The 22,930-nt window shown below is 67.0% G+C and carries 23 protein-coding genes; 13 read left to right on the top strand and 10 right to left on the bottom strand.

All coding sequences use genetic code 11. The features are described from left to right. Positions 1 to 199 precede the first annotated feature (199 nt). On the bottom strand, positions 200 to 1,681 hold the full coding sequence (locus tag ACLV74_RS22615; protein ID WP_411881673.1) for a PLP-dependent aminotransferase family protein: 1,482 nt from the start codon (positions 1,679 to 1,681) through the stop codon (positions 200 to 202). Between the two features lie 119 nt (positions 1,682 to 1,800). Here ACLV74_RS22615 and ACLV74_RS22610 point away from each other — a divergent pair, with 119 nt between their 5' ends. From ACLV74_RS22610 to ACLV74_RS22560, 11 genes are all read left to right on the top strand, one after another. After that, on the top strand, positions 1,801 to 2,412 hold the full coding sequence (locus tag ACLV74_RS22610) for a LysE family translocator (protein WP_411881672.1): 612 nt from the start codon (positions 1,801 to 1,803) through the stop codon (positions 2,410 to 2,412). Continuing rightward, positions 2,409 to 3,350 carry a DMT family transporter gene (locus ACLV74_RS22605; RefSeq protein ID WP_411881671.1) on the top strand — a complete coding sequence of 314 codons (942 nt, stop codon included), beginning with the start codon at positions 2,409 to 2,411 and terminating at the stop codon, positions 3,348 to 3,350. The genes ACLV74_RS22610 and ACLV74_RS22605 overlap by 4 nt, the downstream gene beginning before the upstream one ends. A 3-nt stretch (positions 3,351 to 3,353) precedes the next feature. After that, positions 3,354 to 3,683 (top strand): DHCW motif cupin fold protein, encoded by a 330-nt coding sequence (locus tag ACLV74_RS22600; protein ID WP_411881670.1) that lies wholly within the window; start codon positions 3,354 to 3,356, stop codon positions 3,681 to 3,683. A gap of 147 nt (positions 3,684 to 3,830) precedes the next feature. Then, positions 3,831 to 5,024 carry a PLP-dependent aminotransferase family protein gene (locus ACLV74_RS22595; protein ID WP_411881674.1) on the top strand — a complete coding sequence of 398 codons (1,194 nt, stop codon included), beginning with the start codon at positions 3,831 to 3,833 and terminating at the stop codon, positions 5,022 to 5,024. Further along, positions 5,021 to 5,659: a LysE family translocator gene (locus ACLV74_RS22590; RefSeq protein WP_411881669.1), complete on the top strand. Its 639-nt coding sequence runs from the start codon at positions 5,021 to 5,023 to the stop codon at positions 5,657 to 5,659. The genes ACLV74_RS22595 and ACLV74_RS22590 overlap by 4 nt, the downstream gene beginning before the upstream one ends. Positions 5,660 to 5,661: 2 nt before the next feature. Further along, positions 5,662 to 6,282, top strand: a complete 621-nt coding sequence (locus ACLV74_RS22585; RefSeq protein ID WP_411881668.1) for a glutathione S-transferase family protein — start codon at positions 5,662 to 5,664, stop codon at positions 6,280 to 6,282. A gap of 20 nt (positions 6,283 to 6,302) precedes the next feature. Further along, positions 6,303 to 7,217 carry a PhzF family phenazine biosynthesis protein gene (locus ACLV74_RS22580; RefSeq protein ID WP_411881667.1) on the top strand — a complete coding sequence of 305 codons (915 nt, stop codon included), beginning with the start codon at positions 6,303 to 6,305 and terminating at the stop codon, positions 7,215 to 7,217. A 12-nt stretch (positions 7,218 to 7,229) separates the two neighbouring features. Continuing rightward, positions 7,230 to 7,943: a VOC family protein gene (locus ACLV74_RS22575; protein WP_411881666.1), complete on the top strand. Its 714-nt coding sequence runs from the start codon at positions 7,230 to 7,232 to the stop codon at positions 7,941 to 7,943. A 1-nt stretch (position 7,944) separates the two neighbouring features. Further along, positions 7,945 to 8,586 (top strand): LysE family translocator, encoded by a 642-nt coding sequence (locus ACLV74_RS22570; RefSeq protein ID WP_411881665.1) that lies wholly within the window; start codon positions 7,945 to 7,947, stop codon positions 8,584 to 8,586. Positions 8,587 to 8,641: 55 nt separating this feature from the next. After that, entirely contained in the window at positions 8,642 to 9,649 is a 1,008-nt protein-coding gene (locus ACLV74_RS22565; RefSeq protein ID WP_411881664.1) for a threonine dehydratase, read from the top strand. A 52-nt stretch (positions 9,650 to 9,701) separates the two neighbouring features. After that, the gene (locus tag ACLV74_RS22560) at positions 9,702 to 10,370 is read left to right on the top strand and encodes a histidine phosphatase family protein (RefSeq protein WP_411881663.1); all 669 of its coding nucleotides are present in this window, start codon (positions 9,702 to 9,704) and stop codon (positions 10,368 to 10,370) included. A gap of 43 nt (positions 10,371 to 10,413) precedes the next feature. On the opposite strand, the gene ACLV74_RS22555 is transcribed toward ACLV74_RS22560, so the two are convergent. From ACLV74_RS22555 to ACLV74_RS22545, 3 genes are read right to left on the bottom strand one after another with little or no spacing between them, the layout of a single operon-like run. Then, positions 10,414 to 12,930, bottom strand: a complete 2,517-nt coding sequence (locus ACLV74_RS22555) for a cbb3-type cytochrome c oxidase subunit I (RefSeq protein WP_411881662.1) — start codon at positions 12,928 to 12,930, stop codon at positions 10,414 to 10,416. Continuing rightward, complete coding sequence (locus ACLV74_RS22550; protein WP_411881661.1) at positions 12,927 to 13,871, bottom strand: c-type cytochrome; 945 nt, start codon at positions 13,869 to 13,871, stop codon at positions 12,927 to 12,929. The genes ACLV74_RS22555 and ACLV74_RS22550 overlap by 4 nt, the downstream gene beginning before the upstream one ends. Next, positions 13,868 to 14,269, bottom strand: a complete 402-nt coding sequence (locus tag ACLV74_RS22545; protein WP_411881660.1) for a c-type cytochrome — start codon at positions 14,267 to 14,269, stop codon at positions 13,868 to 13,870. The genes ACLV74_RS22550 and ACLV74_RS22545 overlap by 4 nt, the downstream gene beginning before the upstream one ends. Before the next feature lie 99 nt (positions 14,270 to 14,368). Between ACLV74_RS22545 and ACLV74_RS22540 the strand changes: the two genes are divergently transcribed. Beyond that, positions 14,369 to 15,205 carry a c-type cytochrome gene (locus ACLV74_RS22540; protein ID WP_411881659.1) on the top strand — a complete coding sequence of 279 codons (837 nt, stop codon included), beginning with the start codon at positions 14,369 to 14,371 and terminating at the stop codon, positions 15,203 to 15,205. A gap of 124 nt (positions 15,206 to 15,329) precedes the next feature. Continuing rightward, the gene (locus ACLV74_RS22535; protein WP_411881658.1) at positions 15,330 to 16,484 is read left to right on the top strand and encodes a hypothetical protein; all 1,155 of its coding nucleotides are present in this window, start codon (positions 15,330 to 15,332) and stop codon (positions 16,482 to 16,484) included. A 74-nt stretch (positions 16,485 to 16,558) separates the two neighbouring features. On the opposite strand, the gene ACLV74_RS22530 is transcribed toward ACLV74_RS22535, so the two are convergent. The 6 genes from ACLV74_RS22530 to ACLV74_RS22505 form a co-directional block, all read right to left on the bottom strand. Then, a complete protein-coding gene (locus ACLV74_RS22530) occupies positions 16,559 to 17,284 on the bottom strand; it encodes a Fic family protein (RefSeq protein WP_411881657.1) in 726 nt (241 codons plus the stop codon). Beyond that, entirely contained in the window at positions 17,277 to 17,780 is a 504-nt protein-coding gene (locus tag ACLV74_RS22525; RefSeq protein WP_411881656.1) for a hypothetical protein, read from the bottom strand. Before ACLV74_RS22525 ends, ACLV74_RS22530 begins: the two co-directional genes overlap by 8 nt. Before the next feature lie 129 nt (positions 17,781 to 17,909). Further along, the gene (locus ACLV74_RS22520) at positions 17,910 to 19,253 is read right to left on the bottom strand and encodes a PQQ-dependent sugar dehydrogenase (RefSeq protein WP_411881655.1); all 1,344 of its coding nucleotides are present in this window, start codon (positions 19,251 to 19,253) and stop codon (positions 17,910 to 17,912) included. A gap of 112 nt (positions 19,254 to 19,365) precedes the next feature. After that, entirely contained in the window at positions 19,366 to 19,824 is a 459-nt protein-coding gene (locus tag ACLV74_RS22515) for an Lrp/AsnC family transcriptional regulator (RefSeq protein WP_092132085.1), read from the bottom strand. Positions 19,825 to 20,022: 198 nt separating this feature from the next. Further along, positions 20,023 to 22,158, bottom strand: a complete 2,136-nt coding sequence (locus ACLV74_RS22510; RefSeq protein ID WP_411881654.1) for a sensor histidine kinase — start codon at positions 22,156 to 22,158, stop codon at positions 20,023 to 20,025. Further along, entirely contained in the window at positions 22,155 to 22,865 is a 711-nt protein-coding gene (locus ACLV74_RS22505; protein WP_411881653.1) for a response regulator transcription factor, read from the bottom strand. The genes ACLV74_RS22510 and ACLV74_RS22505 overlap by 4 nt, the downstream gene beginning before the upstream one ends. Positions 22,866 to 22,930: the final 65 nt, after the last annotated feature.

Here is a 22,930-nt window from a genome sequence, read left to right as displayed (position 1 = left end):
AGGCGAGTTGTTTTTGACCCCGGCTGGACCGAGCACCGCAGGTTGCCCCGGAGCGAAGCGCAGGGGACGCAGCAACCAGGGTCGCCTTTTTTTGCTTACTTTTTTTGGCGAAGCAAAAAAAGTGAGTCGCATGCCGGGCGACCCCGGCCAGCAAGCCCATGCAGAGGGCGAGGGCGCGCAAAGCCGGCGCAAGACCCGGCTACTTCACCGCATCACGCAAACGCCCAAACACCTTCCAGAACGCCGCCTCCTGCGTGGTCGCAAAGTTGATCCGCATCAGCGTGCTGGGCGCGCGCACCGCATGGAACAGCGCGCCCGGGGCGATCAGGTAGCCCTCGTCCAGCATGCGCTGCGCAAGCGCGTCGGTATCGACGCCGGTATCCACCCAGCCGAACAGGCCCGCGGGCTCGGCCGCGAAGGTGCAGCCGTGGGCAACGGCCAGCTTCACGCTGCGCGCGCGGGCGGCGTCGAGCCGGGTGCGTATGCGCTCGGCATGGCGGCGCAGCTGGCCCTGGTCTATACACCAGGCCAGCGCTTTTTCGAGCAGCGCGGGCGTGGTCAGCGTGGCCAGCAGCTTGGTGTCCAGCAAGCGTTCGACCAGGTCCGGCGGCGCGGCCATAAAGCCGACGCGCCAGCCGGGCGCAAGGATTTTGGCGAAGCCGCTGACGTAAATCGTGCGCTGCAGGCCGTCGAGCGCGCTCAGCCGGGTGGCGTGTTCGGGCGCCAGGTGGCTGTAGGTGTCGTCTTCAACGATGTGGAAGTTGTGCTGCATGGCCAGTTGCAGCACGCGGTGGGCGCTGCCGGGCGTGAGGCAATAGCCGGTCGGGTTGTGGAACACGCTGACGCTGACAAACAGCTTGGGCTGGTGGATCTCGCAGTACTGCGCCATCACCTCCAGGTCGGGCCCGTCGGCGCGGCGCGGCACCGGCAATATGCGCATGCCCAGCGCGTCGAGCCGGGCGAACTCGACCGCCCAGCCGGGTTCTTCCACCATCACGCAGTCGCCGGCGCGCAGCAGCGTGCGGCTCACGATGTCCAGCGCGTGCGTGGCGCCCACGGTGGTGATGATCTGCTCAGGCACGGCGTGCACGTTGAGCGCGCTCAGTTTCTGCGACAGCGCGCGGCGCAGGCCGCTGTCGCCCATGGGTTCGCCGTACTGCAGCGAAAACTCCCGCAGCGCGGCGACGCTGGTGACCTTGCGCACGGCCACGGGCAGGAAGTTGGTGTCCAGCCACTCCGACGGGAAAACCCCCATGCCGGGCTGCGGCTTGTTGCTGACCTTGTGGAACATGCCGCGTATCAGCGCGGTCGCGTCGACCGGCGCCTGCCGCGCGTGCAGCCAGCCGGCGGTGCTCCAGGCGTTCAGCGGCGCGCGTCCGGCCGCGGCATCCGTTTGCGCGGGCTTGTCCGCCGCCTTCGTTTTGGGAACGGGCGCCAGGGCCGCGTTGAGCGAAGCGTCGCGCACAAAAAACCCGCGGTTCTTGCGCGCCACCACCAGGCCCTGCGCCAGCAACTGGTCGTAGGCCGCCACCACGGTGGAGACGCTCACGCCCTGCTGCTCGGCGCACAGGCGCACCGAAGGCAGGCGCGCGCCGGGCGCCAGCAGCCGGCTGCGTATGCGCTCGGCAAAGCGCGCCGAGAGCTGCTCGGTGAGGGACTGGGAAGCGGTTTTCATCAACATGGCGGCCTCGGTCGCCCTGGTACAGGGCGTGTGTGCTGACAATTTGACCAGTACAGTTTGAAAATTTGTACCGGTAACTGTATTGGCGGTGTACTGCTTTCAACTATAAAGTCTGAAACATGAACTGGCAAGAATTTACGGCTTTACTGGTGCTGGCCACGGCGATGAGCTTTTCGCCCGGGCCCAACACCACGCTGTCCACCGCGCTGGGCGCCAACCACGGCCTGCGCCGCGCGCTGCCTTTCGTCTGCGCCGTGCCGGTCGGCTGGGGCGCGCTGCTGCTGGTGTGCGCGCTGGGCCTGGGCGCGCTCATCGTGGCACTGCCGCTGCTCAGTTGGGCCGTCAAGATCATCGGCGTGGCCTACCTGCTGTGGCTGGCCTTCAGGATTTCACAGACGCGCCAGCTCAGCCAGGCCGATGCGGCGCGCCTGAACGTCGGCTTCTGGCAGGGCGCGGCGCTGCAGTTCGTCAACATCAAGGCCTGGATGCTGGCGCTGGCCATCGTCAGCGGCTGGATCGCCGGCCGCGAGGCGCCCGCCCTGCGCCTGGCCATCGTGCTGCCGGTGATGCTGGCCTATGCCTTCGTGAGCAACCTGACCTATGCGCTGGCCGGCTCGCTGCTGCGCGACTGGCTTGCCGGGCCGGCCGGCAGCGGCCTGCGGCTGCGCTGGTTCAACTACATCATGGCCGGCGTGCTGGTGGCCACCGCGATCTGGATGCTCTTTATATGAACACCAAGGCGCAAATCACCAAAGGCCTCTGGCTGGGCCTGCTGGGCATCGTGATCTTCTCGGTCACGCTGCCGATGACGCGCCTGGCCGTGGGCACGCCCGAGGCGCCGCAGATGTCGGGCCTCTTCATCGCGCTGGGCCGCGCCGTGGTGGCCGCCGGCCTGTCGGCCGTGTTCCTGCTGGCCACGCGCGCGCCTTTTCCGCGGCGCGAAGACTGGTGGCCGCTGGCCGTCACCGCGGGCGGCGTGGTGTTCGGCTTTCCGCTCTTCACCTCCATCGCCATGCGCCACGTGGAAGCCGTGCACGCCAGCGTGATCCTGGGCGCCCTGCCGCTGGCCACCGCCGCCGTAGGCGCGCTGCTGCACCGCCAGCGCCCGTCCGCCGGCTTCTGGCTGTGCGCCGCGCTGGGCAGCGCGCTGGTCGTGGCCTTTGCCATGCTGCGCTCGGGCAGCAGCGCAGGCCTTGCGATCAGCCCGGCCGACCTCTTGCTGCTGGCCGCCGTGCTGTGCGCCGCCGTGGGCTACGGTTACGGCGCCAAACTCTCGCAGCGCATGCGGGCCGAACACGTGATCTGCTGGGCGCTGTTGCTGGCCCTGCCGCTGACCTTGCCGCTGGCCGCGCTGAGCTGGCCCGCCGGGCCCATCAAGGCGTCGGCCTGGTGGGGCTTTGGCTACGTGGGGGTGTTTTCGATGTGGCTGGGTTTCTTCGCCTGGTACCGCGGCCTGGCGCTGGGCGGCACGGTGCGCGTCAGCCAGGTGCAACTGGTGCAGCCGTTTTTGTCCATGCTGTTCGCGGTGCCGCTGCTGGGCGAGCGCCTGGATGCCGTGACGGTGGGCTTCGGCCTGGCGGTGATCGCCACGGTGTTCATCGGCAAAAAAATGCCGGTGCACCAGCCCGTGGCCATGCCCGAATCGCTGCTGCGCCCCCGGAAAACCTGACCCATGAACATCGCCAACATCCCCTTCGGCACGACGGACTGGTCCGCCGTGGCCCGCACCGAGCATTCAGCCCTGGAAGGCAAGGCCTTCTGGCGTACGCAACAGTTCGGCGACGTCCGCGTGCGCATGGTCGAGTACACGCCGGGTTATGTGTCCGACCACTGGTGCAAAAAAGGCCACATCCTGCTGTGCCTGCAGGGGCAGTTGCATACCGAGCTTGAGGACGGCCGGCGCTTCACGCTGGAGCCCGGCATGAGCTACCAGGTGGCCGACCAGGCCGAGGCGCACCGCTCCACCGCGCCGCTGGGCGCCACCCTGTTTGTGGTGGACTGAGCATGAACTGTCTCTTGCGCAAAACCGCCAGGATGCGATCATGGGCCGAAGCCGGCGCGCCGTGGCACCATGAGGATTTTTCGGACAACGATTGTGTGAGCCGGGCCGCCCGCGGCGGCCCTTCAGGAGAAGCGTGAAATGAGCGACATGACATGGACCCAGGCGCGGCGCGCCCAGAAAATGAACCCTTCGGTGATCCGCGAGATCCTCAAGGTCACCGAAAAGCCCGGCATCATCAGCTTCGCCGGCGGCCTGCCCTCGCCCAAGACCTTCCCCGTCGCCGCCTTCCGCGAGGCCTGCGACAAGGTGCTGCGCGAAGACGGCCATGCCGCGCTGCAGTACGCGGCCAGCGAAGGCTACGCGCCGCTGCGCGAGATGGTGGCCGCCATGCTGCCCTGGGACGTGGACCCGGCGCAGGTGCTGATCACTACCGGCTCGCAGCAGGGCCTGGATCTGATCGCCAAGATCCTGATCGACGAGGGCAGCCGCGTGCTGGTGGAAACCCCCACCTACCTGGGCGCGCTGCAGGCCTTCACACCCATGGAACCTGAAGTCGTGGGCGTGGCCAGCGATGACGAAGGCGTGGATCTCAAGGATCTCGCCTCCAAGGCTGCCGGCGCGCGTTTTTTCTACGTGCTGCCCAACTTCCAGAACCCGACCGGCCGCACCATGAGCGAAGCCCGCCGCGCCGCGCTGAGCGCCGAGGCCGCGCGCCTGGGCCTGCCCATCGTCGAGGACAACCCTTACGGCGACCTGTGGTTCGACACCCCGCCGCCGTTGCCGCTGACCGCGCGCAATCCCGAGGGCTGCGTCTACATGGGCTCCTTCTCCAAGATCCTCGCGCCCGGCCTGCGCCTGGGCTTCCTGGTCGCGCCCAAGTCGCTGTACCCCAAGCTGCTGCAGGCCAAGCAGGCGGCCGACCTGCACACGCCGGGCTTCAACCAGCGCATGGTGGTCGAGACCATGAAGAACAATTTCCTGGAGCGCCACGTGCCGACCATACGCGCGCTCTACAAATCGCAGCGCGACGCCATGCTGGCCGCGATGCAGCGCGACATGCCCGAAGGCGTGAGCTGGAACACGCCGGCCGGCGGCATGTTTTTGTGGGTGCGGCTGCCCGAGGGCATGAACGCCATCGACCTGCTGCCCAAGGCGGTGGAACGCAACGTGGCCTTCGTGCCGGGCTGGGCGTTTTATGCCGACCATGCCGACATCCGCACGCTGCGCCTGTCTTTCGTGACCTCCAGCGTGGAGCAGATCAACATCGGCATCGCCGCGCTGGCCGCGGCCATCCGCGAGCAGTTGCCCGCCGGCCTTCCTGAATTGCGCGCGGCCGCATGATGGACACGGGCACGCTGTCGCTGTTTGTGTTGGCGGTGCTGGCGCTGTTCATCTCGCCCGGCCCCAACATGGCCTTTGTGCTCTCGCACGGGCTGGCGCATGGCGTGCGCGGCGGCTTCGCGGCCGCCCTCGGCATCTCGGCGGCCGACCTGGTGCACACGCTGTGCGCCGCGACGGGCGTGACCGCGCTGGTCGCCGCCTGGCCGCCGTCCTTCGATGTGCTGCGTTATGCCGGCGCGCTGTACCTGCTGTGGCTGGCCTGGCAGGCGCTGCGGCCGGCCGGCGCGCGCGGCAAGGTGCAGGCCCAGCCTGCGGGTTTCGCGCGCATCGTGCGCATGGCCTTGCTCAACAACCTGGTCAACCCGAAAGCGCTGCTGTTCTTCATGGTCTTCCTGCCGCAGTTCGTGAACCCGGCGCGCGGCCACGTCACGCTGCAATTGCTGCTGCTGGGCGTTTTGCTGTCGGCGATGGCGCTGATGTTCAACACCGTGCTGGGCGCCTTCAGCGGGCAGATAGGACGCCGCCTGCAGGCCCGGCCCGGCGCCGCGGCATTCCAGCGCGGCCTGCTGGCTTTTGTCATGGCCGGGCTCGCGCTGCGGCTGCTGTTTCTCGACCGCCCTTCCAAAGGATTCTGACCATGCTTCATGTCTGGGGGCGCATCAGCTCCATCAATGTCCGCAAAGTGGTGTGGGCCGCGCAGGAGCTGGGCCTGACCCTGCAGCGCACGGACGCCGGCGGCCAATTCGGCATCGTCAGGGAGGCCGCGTACCAGCGCAAGAACCCGAACGGCCTGGTGCCGCTGATGGAAGACGGCGAGGTCCTCGTCTGGGAATCCAACGTCATCGTGCGCTACCTGTGCGCCAAACATTCGCCCGGCAACTTCTACCCCACGGCACTGCCGCAGCGCTTTGCCGCCGAACAGTGGATGGACTGGCAGCAGACCACCTTCAACCCGGCCGGTCGCGTGGCCTTCATCCAGTGGATTCGCACATCGGCGGAACAGCGCAACGCTGAGCTGATCGCGCAGTCCGTGGCCGCAACCGACGCGCTGCTGGCCCTGCTCGACGCGCACCTGGCCGACCATGCTTTTATAGGCGGTGAAAACTTCGGCATGGCCGACATCCCGCTGGGCTGCGAAATGCACCGCTGGTTCGGCCTTCCGCAGCCGCGGCCCGCGCGGCCCCACCTGGACCGCTGGTACCAATCCCTCCTGGCACGCCCGGCCACGCGCGGCGTGCTGGACCTGCCCTTGTCTTGACCGAAACTTTTGAGAGCCCCATGAAGCAGCGCCCATTCAAACAAGTCGACGTGTTCACGCCCACCCCTTACTACGGCAACCCCCTGGCCGTGGTGATGGACGGCAGCGGCCTGGACGACGCCGCCATGCAGCGCTTTGCCAAATGGACCAACCTGTCCGAAACGACTTTCCTGCTGCCGCCCACCGACGCCACGGCGGATTACCGCGTGCGCATCTTCACGCCCGGTGGCGAGCTGCCCTTCGCCGGCCACCCCACGCTGGGCAGCTGCCACAGCTGGCTGGAAGCGGGCGGCCAGCCGCATGCCAAAGACTTCATCGTGCAGGAATGCCAGGTGGGCCTGGTGAAGATCCGCCGCGAGCCCGGCACAAAGCGCCTGGCCTTCGCCGCGCCGCCGCTCAAGCGCTCGGCGCCCAGCCCCACGGTACTGGCCCAGGTGGCCGCCGCGCTGGGGCTGAAGGCCACACACATCGTGGCCGCGCAGTGCCTGGACAACGGCCCGCTCTGGCTGGGCCTGCTGCTCGACAACCCCGAAACCGTGCTGCAGCTGGCGCCCGACCACAAGGCGCTGGCCAAGCTGGGCATCAAGGTCGGCGCCGCCGCGCGCTACCCGCGTGAAGAAGCCGCGCCGCTGATCGCGCGGGCCAACCGCGAGGCCAGGGCCTTCGCGGCGTCCGCACCGGACTTCGCACCCGACCTGGAAGTGCGCGGCTTTGTCTCGCCCATGGGCATAGACGAAGACCCGGTCACCGGCAGCCTCAACGCCAGCCTGGCGCAGTGGCTGATCGCCGAAGGCCATGCGCCCGAGCGCTACACCGCCTCGCAAGGCGTTTGCCTGGGCCGCGCGGGCCAGGTGCACATCGAACGCGATTCGACCGGCCAGGTCTGGGTGGGCGGTGAATCGGTGAGCTGCGTGGACGGAAGCGTCTCGCTTTAAGGACGGTTAAAGATGGACAGCTCAACACCCTCCGCACCGCCTGCCTCGCAGGTCGACCACCTCGTGGTGGTGGCGGCCAGCCTGGACCAGGGTGTGCAGTGGTGCGAGCGCGTGCTGGGCATCACGCCCGGGCCGGGCGGCGAGCATGGGCTGATGGGCACGCACAACCGGCTGTTCAGCGTCGCGTCGCCGGCCTTTCCGCGTGCCTATTTCGAAATCATCGCGATCAACCCGGCAAAACCAAGCCCGCGCGTGGCACCGGCCAAACGTTGGTATGACCTGGACGACAAGGAACTGCAATTGCACCTGGCCAACACCGGCCCGCAGCTCGCACACTTCGTGGCCGCCACCAACCGCGTGCACGGCGGCGTGCGCGCCCTGGCCCGGCTGGGGCTGGACCGGGGCGAAGTGCTGGAAGCGTCGCGCATGACGCCGCAAGGCCTGCTCGCCTGGAAGATCACCGTGCGCGAGGACGGCCAGCGGCTGTTCTACGGCGCGCTGCCCACGCTGATCCAGTGGGGCGATATCCACCCGGCCGACGGCATGGCGCCCTCGGGCGTCACGCTGCAATCGCTGCACGCCAGCCACCCGCGGCCCGACGCGCTGCGCGCCGGCTACGAGGCCATAGGCCTGGCCGGCGTGGGCCTTTCGCAGGGCCCGCCGAATTTGATCGCCACACTGCAGACGCCGCGCGGCCTGGTCACGCTTGAATCCCAAGGAGCCTGAAATGCTGTTCACCCCTGTCGAACTCGCCTGGTTTGCCCTCGCTGCCTTTGTGCTGGTGATCACGCCCGGGCCCAACATGATTTATTGCATCTCGCGCACGCTGTGCCAGGGGCCGCGCGCCGGCCTGGTGTCGCTGGGCGGCGTGGCGCTGGGTTTTGTCGTGCACCTGCTGGCCGCCTCCTTCGGCTTGACCGCGCTGCTGCTGGCCGTGCCGGTGGCTTTTGATGCGATCAAGATCCTCGGCGCCGCCTACCTGCTGTGGCTGGCCTGGCAGGCCGTGAAACCCGGCGGCCTGGCGCCCTTTGAAACGCGCGAGCTGCCGCACGACCCGCCGCGCACGCTTTTCCTCATGGGTTTCATGACCAACCTGCTGAACCCCAAGGTGGCAATGTTTTACCTGTCCTTCTTCCCGCAGTTCCTGCACCCCGAGCGCGGCGACCTGCTGCTGCAAAGCCTGACGCTGGGCCTGGTGCAGATCAGCGTCAGCACCAGCGTGAACACGCTGTTGATCTGCTTTGCGGCGGCGATTGCCGGCTTCCTCAATCGCAACATCAGCTGGATGCGCGTGCAACGTTATGTGATGGGCACGGTGCTGGGCCTGCTGGCGCTGCGCCTGCTGGCCGAAAAACGGGCGGCCGCATGAGCCGCCGGGCCGCTCCCAAGGCAAATGCCGCAGCTCGCAGAGCGGAGGCTACCCAATGAGCGCCGTGCTCGACCGGGCGCCGGGCCTGGACAAGGCCGGCAACATGCTGCCCTCGCTGCGCGAGATCGAAGACGCGGCCCGCGTGGTCTACCGCGAATTCCAGGCGACGCCGCAATACCGCTGGGGTTTGTCCAGCCAGCGCCTGGGCACCGATTGCTGGATCAAGCACGAGAACCACACGCCGGTCGGCGCCTTCAAGCTGCGCGGCGGGCTGACTTATTTTGAAGCGCTGCAGCGGCGCGGCGAATTGCCCAAGCAAGTCATCAGCGCCACGCGCGGCAACCACGGCCAGAGCATAGGCTGGGCCGCGCGCGCGCACGGCGTGGCCTGCACCATCGTGGTCCCGCACGGCAATTCGCTGGAGAAAAACGCCGCCATGCGCGCGCTGGGTGTGACGCTGATCGAACACGGCGACGACTTCCAGGAAAGCCGCGAGTTCGCGATGGCACTGGCCGCCGAACGCGGCGCCCACATGGTGCCCAGCTTTCATGCCGACCTGTTGAGCGGCGTCAGCACTTACTGGTGGGAATTCATGCTCGCCGTGCCGCAACTGGACGTGGTGTACGTCCCCATCGGCCAAGGCTCGGGCGCCTGCTCGGCGATTGCCGCCAAGCTGGCGCTCAATCGCACGCTGCGCATCGTCGGTGTGGTGAGCGCGCATGCCACCACCTATGCCGATTCGCTGGCCGCCGGCCGCGTGGTGGAGGCGCCGGTCACCGCATACCTGGCCGACGGCATGGCCTGCCGCGTCGCTGACCCGGCCGCGCTGGCCATCCTGCTGCCGCACCTGGAACGCATCGTGAAGGTGACGGACGACGAAGTAGCCCAGGCCATGCGCGCGTTGTACGCCGACACGCACAACGTGGCCGAAGGCGCGGGCGCAGCGAGTTTTGCGGCGGCCATGAAAGAGCGCGAACAACTCAAGGGTCAGGTCGTCGGCACCACGCTGTGCGGCGGCAACGTGGACACAGCCACTGTCGCCAAGGTGCTAGCCCAGGCCTGAGCCGTCACACGCGGGACTGAGGCCCGGTCCGGCTGTCGCCCACAATCCGCCCATGGGAACCCTCTACCTCGTGCGCCACGGCCAGGCCTCATTTGGTGAAGACGATTACGACGTGCTCAGCCCCATGGGGCGGCAGCAAAGCGTGCGCCTGGGGGAGTACTTCAAGTACAAGGGCATGACGTTTGACGCGGCCTTTACCGGCACGCTGCAGCGCCAGGTCAATACCTTTGCCGGCATCTGCGAAGGCATGGGGATGGAGATGCAAGCGGAGCAGCGGCCCGGCCTCAACGAATACGACAGCCACGCCGTCATAGGCGCCATCCACCCCCACAAGCTCGAAAAGCCCACGACGCCCGAGGAATACCGCGGCCACTTCCGCCTGCTGCGCGACGGCCTGGCGCAGTGGATGGCCGGGGTGGTCAGCCCAAAGGGTATGCCCAGCTACACGGAGTTCGTCAGCGGCATCACCGACGTGCTGGACCACGTCCGCACCACTTACACCGGCAATGTGCTGCTGGTCTCCAGCGGCGGCCCCATCTCGACGGCCGTGGGCCACGTGCTGGGCACCAGCCCGGAGACCACCATAGAGCTGAACCTGCGCATACGCAACTGCTCGCTCACCGAGTTCGCCTTCACGCCCAAGCGCCACATGCTGGTGACCTACAACACGCTGCCGCACCTGGATGCGCCCGAACACGCAAGCTGGATCACCTACGCCTAGACGCGCGATCACGCGCCATTGTTCGCGCAGCGCTCAAGGACGTTCAGCCCAGCCGCGGCATCAGGTACACAACGCCCATGCCGGCCAGGCCCTGCACGGTGACGTAATGCCAGAGCAAAGCCGTGTTGTCCAGCGATGCGCGTGCGTCCGGCCGCAGCCTGGCGGCCCAGGCGCGTGCGCAAACGTAGCCTCCCATCAGGACAAGCACCACGCCATGAAACCCCTGGTAGGCAAGGATGGCGGCCACGGTCGCGCTCCAGGCGTTCGCACCGGGCTGCAGGCCTGCCAGCTGGAACCCCCGGCCGCCCACCCAGAAAGCCGCGGCGAGACCCGACAGGGCGAACAACAACAGAAGCCAGGTGCCGGCCTTGTGCCCTCGGCCCAGCAGCACCTGTGCGCCGGCTATTGCGGCCGAACCCAGCAACAGCAGCAGCGCCGAAGCCGCCGTCCAGACCCACGCCGGCAGCTGGGCGCCAGGCGGCGGGCAAACCTCGGCAGCCATGGACACATGCACGTGCGCGAACACCAGTGAAGCGAACACCGTGGCATCGACGCACAGCAAAATGATCATGGCCCACCAGGAATGCGAGGCTTTGCCGCGCGCCCCCACCGGCAGGAAGATGCCGTCGGCCACCTCGGCTGTCGCCGCGTGCGGCGGCTTGTCGGTCTGCCACAGCCACAGCACAATCGCGGCGATGGCCGTGATGCCGCAGGCAAACGCCAGCACCACCTGGGCCACCGTCAGCAACAGGAAGAACCCGGCCGTCCCCGCCGCCGCGATGAAGGGCCACCAGCTGTCGCCGGGCAACACCAGCAGGTGCCGGGGCACGGCGTCGCGCCAGCTGGTCACCAGCGTTTCGCGGCCGCCGGAATGCGTTCCCGGCAGCCAGTGGCGGCCCGCCACCACTTCGGCGGCCAGCGTTGGCCGGTCCCACAGCGGTTCACGCGAAGTGATCTGCGGAATGCTGCGCATGCCGTAGTCTTCCTGCGGCAGCCACTCGAGTGTGGGCGCGTTCCACGGGTTGCCGTGTTTTATTTTCTTTTTGAGCAGCACGCGCGCGGCGTCGATGAAAAACACCAGCACACCGAGCGCCAGGATGAAGGCGCCCACGCTCGACAGCAGGTTCAGGAAGTTCCAGCCGAGGTCCCCGGTATAGGTGTAAACGCGCCGCGGCATGCCCAGCAGGCCGCTGATGTGCATGGGGAAAAACGCGAGGTTGAACCCACCGAACATCAGGCCGAAGACCCAGCGCGCGGCTCGTTCGGACAAGCGGTGGCCGTTGAATACCGGCAACCAGTAATAGAGGCCTGCAAACACCGGAAACACCATGCCGCCTATCAGCACGTAATGCAGGTGGGCGACGATGAAGTAGGTATCGTGCACCTGCCAGTCGAAGGGCAGCACCGCCACCATCACCCCGGTCAGCCCGCCCAGCACGAAGATGAAGTGAAAACCCAGCAAAAACAGCGTGGGCGCGTTCATCTGCACGCGGCCTTTCCAGAAGGTCGCGATCCAGGAAAAAACCTGCACCGCGCTCGGGATCGCCACCGCAAAGCTGGCGGCCGAGACAAACAACATCGCGTGCCGGCTCAGGCCTGCGGTGAACATGTGATGCGCCCACAGCGCAAAACTGATGACGCCGACCGCCGCCAGCGCAAGCACGATGGCGCGGTGGCCCGCCAGCGGCGTGCGCGCCAGCGCCGGCACCATCATGGACACCATGCCGGCCGCCGGCAGGAAGATGATGTAGACCTCGGGGTGGCCGAAAAACCAGAACAGGTGCTGCCACAGCACCGGGTCGCCGCCGCGCGCGGCGATGAAAAATGGCCAGTCGAAAGCGCGCTCCAGTTCCAGCAACAAGGTGCCCGCAATGATGGCCGGAAAGGCGAACACGATCATGAAGGCCGACACCAGCATGGCCCAGGCATACACCGGCATGCGCGACAGTGTCATGCCCGGCGCGCGCGTGAACAGGATGCCGATGATCAGCTCGATGGCCCCGGCAATCGCCGAGATCTCGATGAATCCTATGCCCAGCAGCCAGAAGTCGGCGCCCAGGCCGGGCGAATGCTCCTTGCCGGTGAGCGGCGGGTACATGAACCAGCCGCCGTCAGGCGACACGCCGAAAAAGAGGGTGCAGAAAAAAGCGATGCCGCCTATGGCATAGGCCCAGAAGGCATAGGCGCTCAGCCGCGGAAACGGCAGGTCGCGCGCGCCCAGCATGCCGGGCAGCAGGTAGACCGCAATCGCCTCGACCACCGGCACGGCAAACAGAAACATCATCACCGTGCCGTGCATGGTGAAGACCTGGTTGTAGGTCTGCGCACTGAGCAGCGTGCTGTCGGGCAGCGCGAGCTGCGCGCGCATCATCAGCCCCAGCACGCCGGCCAGCACAAAAAACAGCATCGCGGTGGCGATGTAGAACACGCCGATGTGGCTGTTGTTGACGGCGGACAGCAGGCGCCAGCCTTTGGGCGCCCGCCAGGCGCGCTCCAGCCGCTCAAGCTCGCCGGATGGACGCGGCAGGCCGGAGGGCAGGCGCTCGGCCGTGCTTTTCATTTCAGGTGCTCCAGGTAAGCGGCCAGCGCTTCAAGCGTTGCGGGGTCCATGTCTGCCGATGAAGGCATGCGCGCGCCCGGCTTGACGTCCTGGGTATGGGCGACCCACCGCGCCATCGCGCCCGGCTGGTTGGGCAGCGTGCCGGCGCCCAGGTAAAGGCGGCTGCCGACGTGTGTGAGGTCGGGGCCCAGCCGGCCCTCCTCGGCCACGCCGCGCACGGTGTGGCAGGCATTGCAGCGCTGCGTTAAAAAGGCATCCCGGCCGCGTTCAACCAGCGCGCCGGAGGGGGCGGCCGCGGGCAGCGCCTGCGCGGCCAGCCAGGCGTCGAATCCGGCGGGCGTGTACGCCACCACATTCAGGGCCATGCGTGCATGCTGCTCGCCGCAGTATTCAGCGCACTGGCCGCGCCAGCTGCCGGGCTGGTCCACCTGCACCATCAGATGGCTTATCCGGCCGGGGACCATGTCCATCTTGCCGCCGAGCGCCGGCACCCAGAAGCTGTGGATGACATCCGGGCTGCTCAGGCCCAGCCGGACCGGCCGGCCCGCGGGCAGGTGCAGCTCATTGGCCAGCGTGATCTCACGGCCGCTGGCCGGATCGCGGTAGCGCACCTCCCACCACCACATGTGTGCGGTGATGCCCACGATCAGCGCACCGGGTGGCGGGCGTTCCATCCAGCCGGGGGTCCGCGCCATGCTCCAAGCCAGCAGCGCCGCCAGCACCACCAGTGGGAAAACCACGCCGCCGCCGGCAATCCACAAGCGCACTCGCGGCGGACGGCCGCCTTGCGCGCATATCGCCCAGCCGAGCAATCCCATCACGGCGGTGAAAATCAGCGCGGCGCCGATGATCAGCACCCAGCTCAGGCTGGTGATCCGGGCGGCGGCTTCGCCGGCCGGCATGAACACCGACTGAAGCTGCGGCAGCGAAGGCGCGCTCATTCGAGCTGCCCCAGGTAAGCCGCCATGTGGCGTGCCTCCTCCTGTGACACCCCCATGCTGGGCATGGTGGTGTCGGGCACCAGGGAGGCCGGCGCCACCAGCCACTGCGCCAGGGCGTCAGCGCTGTTGGGCACACGCCCGGCGATATAGCTGCGCTTGCCGAAGGCCTGCAGCGAGGGGCCCAGCCGCCCGCGCGCGGCCGCCACGCCGGGAATCGCATGGCAACTGCCGCACTGGTATTGCGTGATCAGGCGCTGGCCCAGCAAAGGGTCGGCGCGCGCCGCCGATGGCCGTGGTGCCGCGGAACCGGAGGGGTCAGAAGAATAGTCGCCGCATGCTGCCAGCAAGGGAAACATCGCCAGGGCGCACGTCCACCGGACGGGGAAAAGGGGGGGCATGCGCGGCATGGCCGATTCTTGTCCGCGCATACGCAAATCCGTGCAGGACAACACCGACACTTGCGCTGAAAAACGCAGGCCCGCCGCACAATGGCTGCCATGGGAAAAAGCGCGATCGCCCTGGCAACCTTTGCCGCCCTGCTGGGCGCCGCGTTGGCCGGTGCGGGCGTGGTGGTGTATGGCGGCGTGTATGACGTCAGCGCAAGCTCGCAGCACCTGCAAGCCGTGCATTCGCTGCTGGAGACCACGATGCAGCATTCGGTGCGCTGGCGTGCCCGCAACATCGCGACGCCGCCGCTGGACGATGCGCAGCGCCTGGTGCGCGGCGCTGCGCTTTTTCGCGACCACTGCGTGCAGTGCCACGGCGCGCCGGGGGTGGCGCAAGCGGACATCGGCAAAAGCATGCAACCCGTTCCCGGCCCCCTGGTGGACGCGCTGCAGCGCTGGCGGCCGCGGGAGATTTACTGGATCACGCGCCACGGCATCAAGATGAGCGGCATGCCCGCCTGGCAATTCCGTCTGGACGAGGAAGCGCTGTGGGACGTAGCGGCCTTTGTGCAGCTCCTGCCCACCCTGAGCCCGCAGGCCTACGCGCAAGCCACTGCGCAAACCGCTGCCGCGCCGGGCCGGGCGCCGGGCGTGGCGCCAAACCGCAGCGGCGACGCGGAACGGGGCCGGCTGGCACTGGCGCAGTACGCCTGCCAGGCCTGCCACACGATTCCGGGAATCACCAGCTCATCCCCGAATGTCGGGCCGCCGCTGCAGGGCCTGGCCAGCCGCAGCCTGATTGCCGGCAAGCTGGCCAACACGCCGGACAACCTGGTTGGATGGATACGCCAGCCAAAAAACGTCAAGCCGCTGACCGCCATGCCCGACATGGGTGTGAGCGAGGGCGATGCACGCGACATGGCCGCCTATCTGGCAACACTGCGCTAGCGGGCCGGCGCGCCCCGGCACGCAAGCTGGATCACCTACGCCTGAACCGCTTTGGCCGCAAGGGCCCGGCGTGGTGTTTTTGCCATTGCCGGGATTGCGCCAAGCAAAGATACTCTCCGGCAACATGCGCGCCGCCACCAGCTCCACCAGCCTCGTCATCGCAGGGATACATCTTCATGCCGCCACGGCCGACGCGCTGGCGGCGGCCAGTTACCGCTTTTTGGTGCAGCTGGAGCAGCTCGGCCTGCAGGACGCCGTGGAAACCGAAGAGTTTGCAGCGCAAAACAGCACCGGTGTGGTGCGGCGCTTTCGCCTTTCCGCAGGCCTGGCCGCCATATGGGCGCCCGGCCTGGACACCCTGGGCCTGTCCGAACGCCTGCAGTTGGACACGCTGAACAGCAGCGATGACCTGGAGCGTGAAATCCTGCTGGCCATGCTGCTGAGCCCCATCGCCTTCGAGTTTCCCAGCCATGAGGAACTGGTTTCGGCGGTGCGCGTGCGCCGCAACATCGTGCTGGCCGCGCGCAAGACGGCGCTGGAGTTCCACACCACCGAAGTCAACCGCCCCGAAGACTGCTGGACCTACTCCGAGGACGACGGCTTCACCGTGCGGCCCGGTTACGCGCTGATTCCCGCGCTGCAAAAAGCCACGCAGCCCGAGGCCTCGGGCAAGCTGTATTCCTTTTCCTGCTACCGCGCGACCGAGTACGTGATCCTGCTGGCGATTGCGCAGGAACTCGAGACCTGCAACCCACCCCTGCTGGCCGCCGTTCAGCAGCGCTGGGAGCGCCGCGCCATCATGTCGGGCAGGTTCCACGACGTGTTCCTGCGCGAATACGGGTCCATGGAGCAGCCGCTGCCGCCCAAGTACTACGTGCCCGGCGACCGCCTGTGGTTTCGCAACCCCGACGAACATTCATCCGACGTTTCGGGCTATGAAGGCTCCTGGGTGTTCTACATCGGCAACGGGCTGTTCACCAATTTCTGGAAGCGCGAGCAGCCCTACACGCTGACGGCCAAGTGCCTGGAACTGTTCCACTGGCGGCACGCGACCTACACCGACGACGCGGGCGAGCTGCGCATCAATGAAGAGATTGTCGAAGCCGGCGTCAAGGCCTCCAGCGCCGACCCGGTCGAGACGGCGCGCATCCTCGAACTGATGCTGCGCATGCGCGAGCCCAAGGGCGTGTACCAGTCGGGCGGCTGCATAGACACCTCGCGCGAGTACCCGCGCTGGATGCGGCCCGGTACGGCGGACATGGTCCTGCCGCCGGCGTGAGGGCCTGCGGTATTAAAAGCCGCTCATAAAACACTTCGGGGGGTTGCGCCGTCTCGCCTCTGCCACCGAGACTCCTAGGCGAGCTTGTACCCACGGCGACGCTCGAATGCTTGGTAGCTCGCTGCTACTGCGGGGTCAGCGTACTGTGCCGAGGTGTCCGACTGTGCGGATGCCCCGTCAAGCCCCGGCAGCGCGGCCACAGACTGCAGCCAGCTTTCGCGAGGGATCTTCGCGCTGATGAATGGACCCAAGTAGGCGTCCAGGTGGCCTGCGTTTGGATCTTCAATCTCCCGGGTCAAGGACTGGAGATAGGGCTCCTTGCTCGTGCGCGTCCAATCCACCGACATGCCGGCGCGAAAGCACAGCTCGGCGTGAACAAGAAGCATGGTCCGCCCATTTCCGTCAAGAAAGGGGTGGCCATAGGCAAACATGCCCATGATGAAGCCAGAGCGTGTCCTTATCTGCTTCTTGTCTTGCGCGTGGAACAGTCCCTCCTGGACCGCGCGCCTGCAGTCCCGAGGATGGCAGAAGAACACTGAGCCTTTGCTTACCGCCCTGTCAGGCAACACTTCGGCGCGGTCTTTACCGGCCCATGGGTAGAGGCCGCTGAAAAGTATTCGATGCACCTCAAGGAAATCCGAATACTCGATGCGTTTGAGGCGGGCCAGGAAATCCAGGGCCTCCGGCAGTTGCGCGCGAAAAAGCTGGTGCTCAACTGCTTTGATAATTTCCAGGTTCTTCTCTGCACCTGAATTGCGCAGATACCCCATCGACGAGAAGTCACCGAAGGGATCAAACAAGCTTCAACTCTCGATGATGTGCAATGACCAGCTTGGCCATATCGCTGGGCGGCAGCTTGCCTGCCCGGGTGAGCGCGACGAGCAGGTCGTCGGTGCGGTCACTTTTCACGTCGTCGCCCGCGAGCCTGGTGACAGCGCTCGCCCATTGATCTGCGAACGTAGGGGCGAACGCCACACCCTCGTGCCTGGCCAGTTTCAACACGTAGCGTGCCGTTGGGGTCAACCGGCGTTGCGCAGCTTGCTTTTGGGACTGACCGCGCAGGCGCTTGACCCTGGCCAAGGCTTGGGCCAACAATGCCTGCGTACCCACTTGAGCCACTCTGTCCGGTTTGACGTAGACGCCGCGACCGATTCGCTTGATAAGGCCTTTGTCTCCCAGTGCTTTGAGCGCTGCTGAAACCTGGCTCGAGCTGCCAAAGGCACTCACATCGGAGCGCAAAAGTACACCGTCCCGACGGGGGCGAAGAGACTGCAAAATCCGGCCTTCGATGTCCATGTGGTTCATTATAAAACCAATAGAAATCTTTAGCAATATCAATAACTTAGATGACTTTCATATGCCGGCATCGGATCCGAAATCCCCTGAAAAGATCGCACAACATACCCGCTGTTGATTTGGTTCGGCCTATTTGGCAGCACTGCCGCTCACGCGCCAAATGACATTGCCCACGTCATCGGCCACCAGCAGCGCGCCGCGCTTGTCAATCGCCACGCCCACAGGCCGCCCGTAGGCATGGCCCTCGGGGCTCAGGAATCCCGTGAGCACGTCCACCGGCAGGCCGGCGGGCAAGCCGTTCTGGAAGGGCACAAACACCACCTTGTAGCCGCTGTGCGGCACGCGGTTCCAGGAGCCGTGCTCACCGACGAACACGCCGCTGGCCAGCGCGGCCGACAAGGCCTTGTCTTCCGAGAAAACCATGCCCAGCGGCGCCACGTGGGAGCCCAGCGCGTAGTCGGGCGCCACGGCCTTGGCCACCAGGTCGGGCCGCGCGGGCCTCACGCGGTCGTCCACGTTGCTGCCGTAATAGCTGTAAGGCCAGCCGTAGAACACGCCGTCGCGCACCGAGGTCAGGTAGTCGGGCACCAGGTCGCTGCCGATTTCGTCGCGTTCGTTGACCACCGTCCAGAGCGCGCCGGTCCCGGGCGCCCAGCCCATGCCGTTGGGGTTGCGCAGGCCGGAGGCGAACACGCGGTGCTGGCCGGTTTTGGCGTCCACCTCCCAGATCGCGGCGCGGCCGGTTTCGGCCTCCATGCCGCGCTCGCCGACGTTGCTGTTGGAGCCCACGGTCACGTAGAGTTTGCTGCCGTCGGCATTGGCGATGATGTTTTTGGTCCAGTGGTGGTTGATGGGACCGGCCGGCAGATCCACCACCTTGACGGGCGCGGCCGTGATGCGGGTCTGGCCCGGCTGGTAGGGGAAGCGCACGACCGCATCGGTGTTGGCCACGTAAAAATCATTGCCCACCAGCACCATGCCGAAGGGCGAGTTGAGGTTTTCCAGGAAGACGCTGCGGCTTTCGGCCTTGCCGTCGCCGTCGGTGTCGCGCAGCAGGCTGATGCGGTTGGCCGTGGGCGCACCGGCACCGGCGCGGCCCATGACTTTTTTCATGAACCAGCCTTTGATGCCTTTGCCGTCTTCAGGCTTGGGCGGCGCATTGCTTTCGGCGACCAGCACATCGCCGTTGGGCAGCACATAGACCCAGCGCGGGTGGTCCAGGCCGGCGGCCAGCGCGGTCACGCCCAGGCCGGCCATGGGTGTGGGCATCTGGCCTTCGGGCCAGCCCTGCGCGGGCGCGATGTTCACGGTGGGGATCAGCCTTTTGACAGGCTGCGGCAACGTGGGGTTGGAGCCCATGCCGGCCTCGGGCGGCAGCAAGGCCGTCTCGCCGCAGGCCACCAGGCCGCCGACGATGGCCACGCAGATGGCGGGCGCCAGCCATGCCTTGGCGAAAAAAGCCGGTGAACGCATAAAGTCTCCCTGGGGTGCCGCGCGCCGCACCAATGCGCCGCCCGACCACTGTGCGCTTGCGGCGGCAGCGGCGCTGTCAGCCGCGCCCCCGCCGGGTTGTCAGCGCCGGCCTTCAGCCAGGCAGCAAGGGAAGGTCAGCCTTCTTCAGCGTGCGCAGCACAAAGCTGGACTTGCTGTGGCGTATGCCCTTGATCTTGTAGAGCCGCTCGCGCAGCAGGCGCTCATAGTCCTTGGTGTCGTGCACCGCGATGCGCAGCAGGTAGTCGTACTCGCCGGACACCAGGTAAGCCTCAATCACCTCGGGAATCGCCGCCAGCGTCTCGCCGAATTTTTCCAGCGTGTTGTCGGAGTGGCTGTCCAGCGTGACCTGCACCATCACCGTGTCGCCCAGGCCCAGCGCCTGCGCATTGAGGCGCACGGTGTAGCCCTCGATCACGCCGGCCTCCTCCATCTTCTTGATGCGGCCCCAGCAGGGGGAGGGGCTCAGGCCCACGGCCTGGCCTATGTCCTGCAGGCTGGTGCGCGCATCGGCCTGCAAAACCTGAAGGATTTTCCGGTCTAAAGTGTCCATTCAGGTAATTTATCTGAAATTTACGAATTTTCAGATTTTTTATCTGTATTTGGCAAATTCAGCGGTAAATCAAGTAAATTCTTCGGGCACTCCCGGGCGATACTTTCTTCCATGGCAGCGGGCTTACCGGTCCGCCCGCCAAGACACAGCCCCCAGCGAGTTACCGCTCGCTGGGGGCTTTGATTTTTTCCGCCGGGTTCAGCCAGCGGCGCACTGCAGCCGCAGCTCCAGGCAAACGCCGTTCGCCAGGTTGTGCGCGGTGATGGTGCCGCCCATCTTGGCCATATAAGTCTTGGCGACAAACAGGCCCTGGCCGCGCTGGCCCGGCGCGGCGCTCTCGGCCTCCGGCAGGTCGGACACGCCGTATTCAAAAATCTTGCCCAGCATGCCGTCGTCTATCTGCGGGCCCAGGTTGCTGATGGCGATCACCGCCTCGGGCGCCGTGCCCTCTTGTGCCTGCAGGGACAGCGTGATGCGGATCAGGCTGCCGGGCCGCCGGTAGCGCTCGGCATTGCGCAGCACATGCGAGACCACGTCTTCCAGCGAATATTCGTCGGCGCGCACCGTCACAGGCTGGGCCAGCGGCTCAAAGGCCACGCCGGGAATGCCGGCGGCCGCGGCATTGCGTGCCACGTGGCGCAGGAACTCGTTGGCGTCCAGGGTCTGCACATTGAGCGCGGTGGATTCAAAGGCCTCGCTGGGCGAGGCGCTGCCGTAGAGCACACGCACGGCCTGCTGCATGCGGCTGATGTAGCGATGCGCCGGGTCGGCGGCATCGCCATGCAGCACCATCAGCGACTGCAAGGGCGACATGATTTCGTGGCCGACCGCGTGCCATGTGTCTTTTTCCTGGGCCACGCGGATCTGCTCGCGGCGCACGTCCTCGTTCACGCGCTGCAGCAGGTCCTGCAGGCCGCCGGCCAGCACGCCCAGCTCGTCACCGCCGCGCAGGTCGGCCAGGTCCACCGCCGCCAGGCTGTCGCTGGCGCGCACGCCCTTGGACACGGTGGCGGCGCGGCGGGTCAGCTCGGTGATGCGGCGGATGATGCGCAGCTCGATGGCCAGCCAGGTCGCGAAGATGGCCAGCAGCATGCCGCCCACAAACCAGGACACGCGGGTGGCGACCGTCGTGAGCACCTTGTTGACGCTGCGGATGTCGCCGGTCAGCGTGAGTTCGTAACGCCCCAGCGGCGTGCTGATGATGTCGGTGCTGGTGACGGGCGCGTCATAGCCCTCGACCTGCAGCCGGCGTATCAGCCAGGCGATCAACGGCGAGGAGCGTTCCGTGGCCTCGGCGCCGGACAGCGCCACGATCCCGGTGCTGGTGCCGGCGGCGCCCAGCTTGCGTATCTGCAGCTTCTCGCCAGGCAGCAGCAGGGGCGTCAGCTCGGCCCATGAAAAAGGCGCGGCGGCGCCCTGGGCATTGCTGTCGAAGAGGGGCTTGCCTTCGCCGGGCGCCAGCATTTCCACCTGCACCTTGATCTGGTCCAGGTCGGCCGGCGGCCAGACGATGCCGGCCGGCCCTTTGGCAAACAAGGCCTCGCGAAACAGCTCCACCGGCAGGCGCACGCTGACGAAGGCGCGGCGCGTGCAGTCCGGCCCCGCCGGCGCGCCGTCCACGCAACGGCCGTCCTGCCAGAGCCAGCCGCGGAAATCGCGCACGGGCCGGCTGGCCGGCGTGATGGGGCCGTCGTCGGCAAAACCCACGAGGCGCCCCCGGGTGTTGGCAAAGGGCGAGGCGTTGCGGCCCTCGTCCATGGCCTGCATGGCCTGGAAGGGTGCGATCCAGCGGTAGCGCTGGCCGCGCATGTCCACCGTGATGCGGGCGCGGTGCGCCTGGCTCAAATCCAGCGTGCCCGAGGTATGCGACACCAGCGGCCCGCTGTTGAAGCTGCCGACGGCGTAGAGAAAGCCGCCGGCAAAGGGGTTGTTGCCGACGGCCACGCACATGGAGGCCGCGTCGGGGTATTGCACCAGGCAGCCGGCCATCTCGACCGCCTGCTGGGCCTTGTTGCGGTCGTCGAAGTCGATGGCGGAAAACGGCAGTACCAGCGGGCGCAGCGGTGTCACCTCATGGTCGTAGGCCGTCGGGTTGAGCAGCACCAGCTGGCCGGTGGGGTGGCGCAGTTTGGCCGCGATCTGCGCCTGGTTTTTGCGAAAGCCGTCCTGGTAGTTGCGGTAGCTGCGCTCCTTTTCGTCCTGCAGCACGGCGACGGCCAGCGCGAGGGTGGCCAGCCCCAGCAGGAAAAAAGCGCCGCGAAAGAAAACCCGCAGGCCGAAGGGGACGCGCGCCGGCAGCAGGCGCTCCACACCCGGGCTGGCCGGCAGCTTCACGCCTTGCCCTCGGTCGCTTCAGCCCAGCGAAAGCCTCGCATGGGGACGTTCTCAATGCCGTCAAACGTCGCGTCGATTTCCTTGAAGGCGTCGCGTATGGTGCTGACGTGCTTGCGGATGTTGTCGCGGTTGCGGCCGCTTTTGACCACAAGGTAGAGGTCGTCGTAGCTGACCACCTCGCCGCGGCGCGCATGCAGCGCCGCCAGGATGCGCTGCGCCGTCAGCGGCAGGTTCACGCGCTGGCCGCGCCAGATCGCGGTGTTCTGGCGCAGCGGGTCGAGTTGCAGCTCCTGGCCGCCCGCGGCGGGCGCCTTGCCCGCGGGCCTGGCCTTGGCGCTGCGCAGGATGTCCAGGAAGGTCTCGATGAAGTCGGCTTCCTCGAAGGTGGTTTTCTGCAGGTAGTCCCAGGCATCCAGGGCCTTCATGATGCTGCGGTAGATGGCGGCCGGCATGGCGGACACCACCAGCACCGGCGTGCCCTGCCGCTGCTTGTTGATGGCGTTGATGATGGCCACGCCGGCATGGCGCTCGCGCCCGAGTTCGATGTCCAGCACCACCGCGTCGTAGCCTTCGCGGGCGATGGCGGCTTCGGCGTCGTCGCGGTTGAACCACTGGTCGACCTGTATGCCCGGCCGGGCCGATTCAATCCAGCCTTTGAGCTGCTTGCTCATGGGCAAGTCGTCTTCGATCACGGCAATTTTGGTCATGGGGCGTGGCGTGCGGAGGATGGGGTGGCTTCATTATGGGTGCCGGCCGCGCCAGGCCGTGTGAG

It is taken from the genome of Polaromonas sp. YR568, assembly GCF_943369415.1.
GTDB lineage: Bacteria > Pseudomonadota > Gammaproteobacteria > Burkholderiales > Burkholderiaceae_C > Polaromonas.
Note: the sequence above shows the minus strand (reverse complement) of the source record. Positions and strands in the feature narration are given on the sequence as shown.

Excerpts from the sequence above, each read along its gene's own strand:
- ACLV74_RS22615 (WP_411881673.1), bottom strand. The coding sequence starts at position 1,681 with ATGTTGATGAAAACCGCTTCCCAGTCCCTCACCGAGCAGCTCTCGGCG.
- ACLV74_RS22610 (WP_411881672.1), top strand. The coding sequence starts at position 1,801 with ATGAACTGGCAAGAATTTACGGCTTTACTGGTGCTGGCCACGGCGATG.
- ACLV74_RS22605 (WP_411881671.1), top strand. The coding sequence starts at position 2,409 with ATGAACACCAAGGCGCAAATCACCAAAGGCCTCTGGCTGGGCCTGCTG.
- ACLV74_RS22600 (WP_411881670.1), top strand. The coding sequence starts at position 3,354 with ATGAACATCGCCAACATCCCCTTCGGCACGACGGACTGGTCCGCCGTG.
- ACLV74_RS22595 (WP_411881674.1), top strand. The coding sequence starts at position 3,831 with ATGACATGGACCCAGGCGCGGCGCGCCCAGAAAATGAACCCTTCGGTG.
- ACLV74_RS22590 (WP_411881669.1), top strand. The coding sequence starts at position 5,021 with ATGATGGACACGGGCACGCTGTCGCTGTTTGTGTTGGCGGTGCTGGCG.
- ACLV74_RS22585 (WP_411881668.1), top strand. The coding sequence starts at position 5,662 with ATGCTTCATGTCTGGGGGCGCATCAGCTCCATCAATGTCCGCAAAGTG.
- ACLV74_RS22580 (WP_411881667.1), top strand. The coding sequence starts at position 6,303 with ATGAAGCAGCGCCCATTCAAACAAGTCGACGTGTTCACGCCCACCCCT.
- ACLV74_RS22575 (WP_411881666.1), top strand. The coding sequence starts at position 7,230 with ATGGACAGCTCAACACCCTCCGCACCGCCTGCCTCGCAGGTCGACCAC.
- ACLV74_RS22570 (WP_411881665.1), top strand. The coding sequence starts at position 7,945 with ATGCTGTTCACCCCTGTCGAACTCGCCTGGTTTGCCCTCGCTGCCTTT.
- ACLV74_RS22565 (WP_411881664.1), top strand. The coding sequence starts at position 8,642 with ATGAGCGCCGTGCTCGACCGGGCGCCGGGCCTGGACAAGGCCGGCAAC.
- ACLV74_RS22560 (WP_411881663.1), top strand. The coding sequence starts at position 9,702 with ATGGGAACCCTCTACCTCGTGCGCCACGGCCAGGCCTCATTTGGTGAA.
- ACLV74_RS22555 (WP_411881662.1), bottom strand. The coding sequence starts at position 12,930 with ATGAAAAGCACGGCCGAGCGCCTGCCCTCCGGCCTGCCGCGTCCATCC.
- ACLV74_RS22550 (WP_411881661.1), bottom strand. The coding sequence starts at position 13,871 with ATGAGCGCGCCTTCGCTGCCGCAGCTTCAGTCGGTGTTCATGCCGGCC.
- ACLV74_RS22545 (WP_411881660.1), bottom strand. The coding sequence starts at position 14,269 with ATGCCCCCCCTTTTCCCCGTCCGGTGGACGTGCGCCCTGGCGATGTTT.
- ACLV74_RS22540 (WP_411881659.1), top strand. The coding sequence starts at position 14,369 with ATGGGAAAAAGCGCGATCGCCCTGGCAACCTTTGCCGCCCTGCTGGGC.
- ACLV74_RS22535 (WP_411881658.1), top strand. The coding sequence starts at position 15,330 with ATGCGCGCCGCCACCAGCTCCACCAGCCTCGTCATCGCAGGGATACAT.
- ACLV74_RS22525 (WP_411881656.1), bottom strand. The coding sequence starts at position 17,780 with ATGGACATCGAAGGCCGGATTTTGCAGTCTCTTCGCCCCCGTCGGGAC.
- ACLV74_RS22520 (WP_411881655.1), bottom strand. The coding sequence starts at position 19,253 with ATGCGTTCACCGGCTTTTTTCGCCAAGGCATGGCTGGCGCCCGCCATC.
- ACLV74_RS22515 (WP_092132085.1), bottom strand. The coding sequence starts at position 19,824 with ATGGACACTTTAGACCGGAAAATCCTTCAGGTTTTGCAGGCCGATGCG.
- ACLV74_RS22505 (WP_411881653.1), bottom strand. The coding sequence starts at position 22,865 with ATGACCAAAATTGCCGTGATCGAAGACGACTTGCCCATGAGCAAGCAG.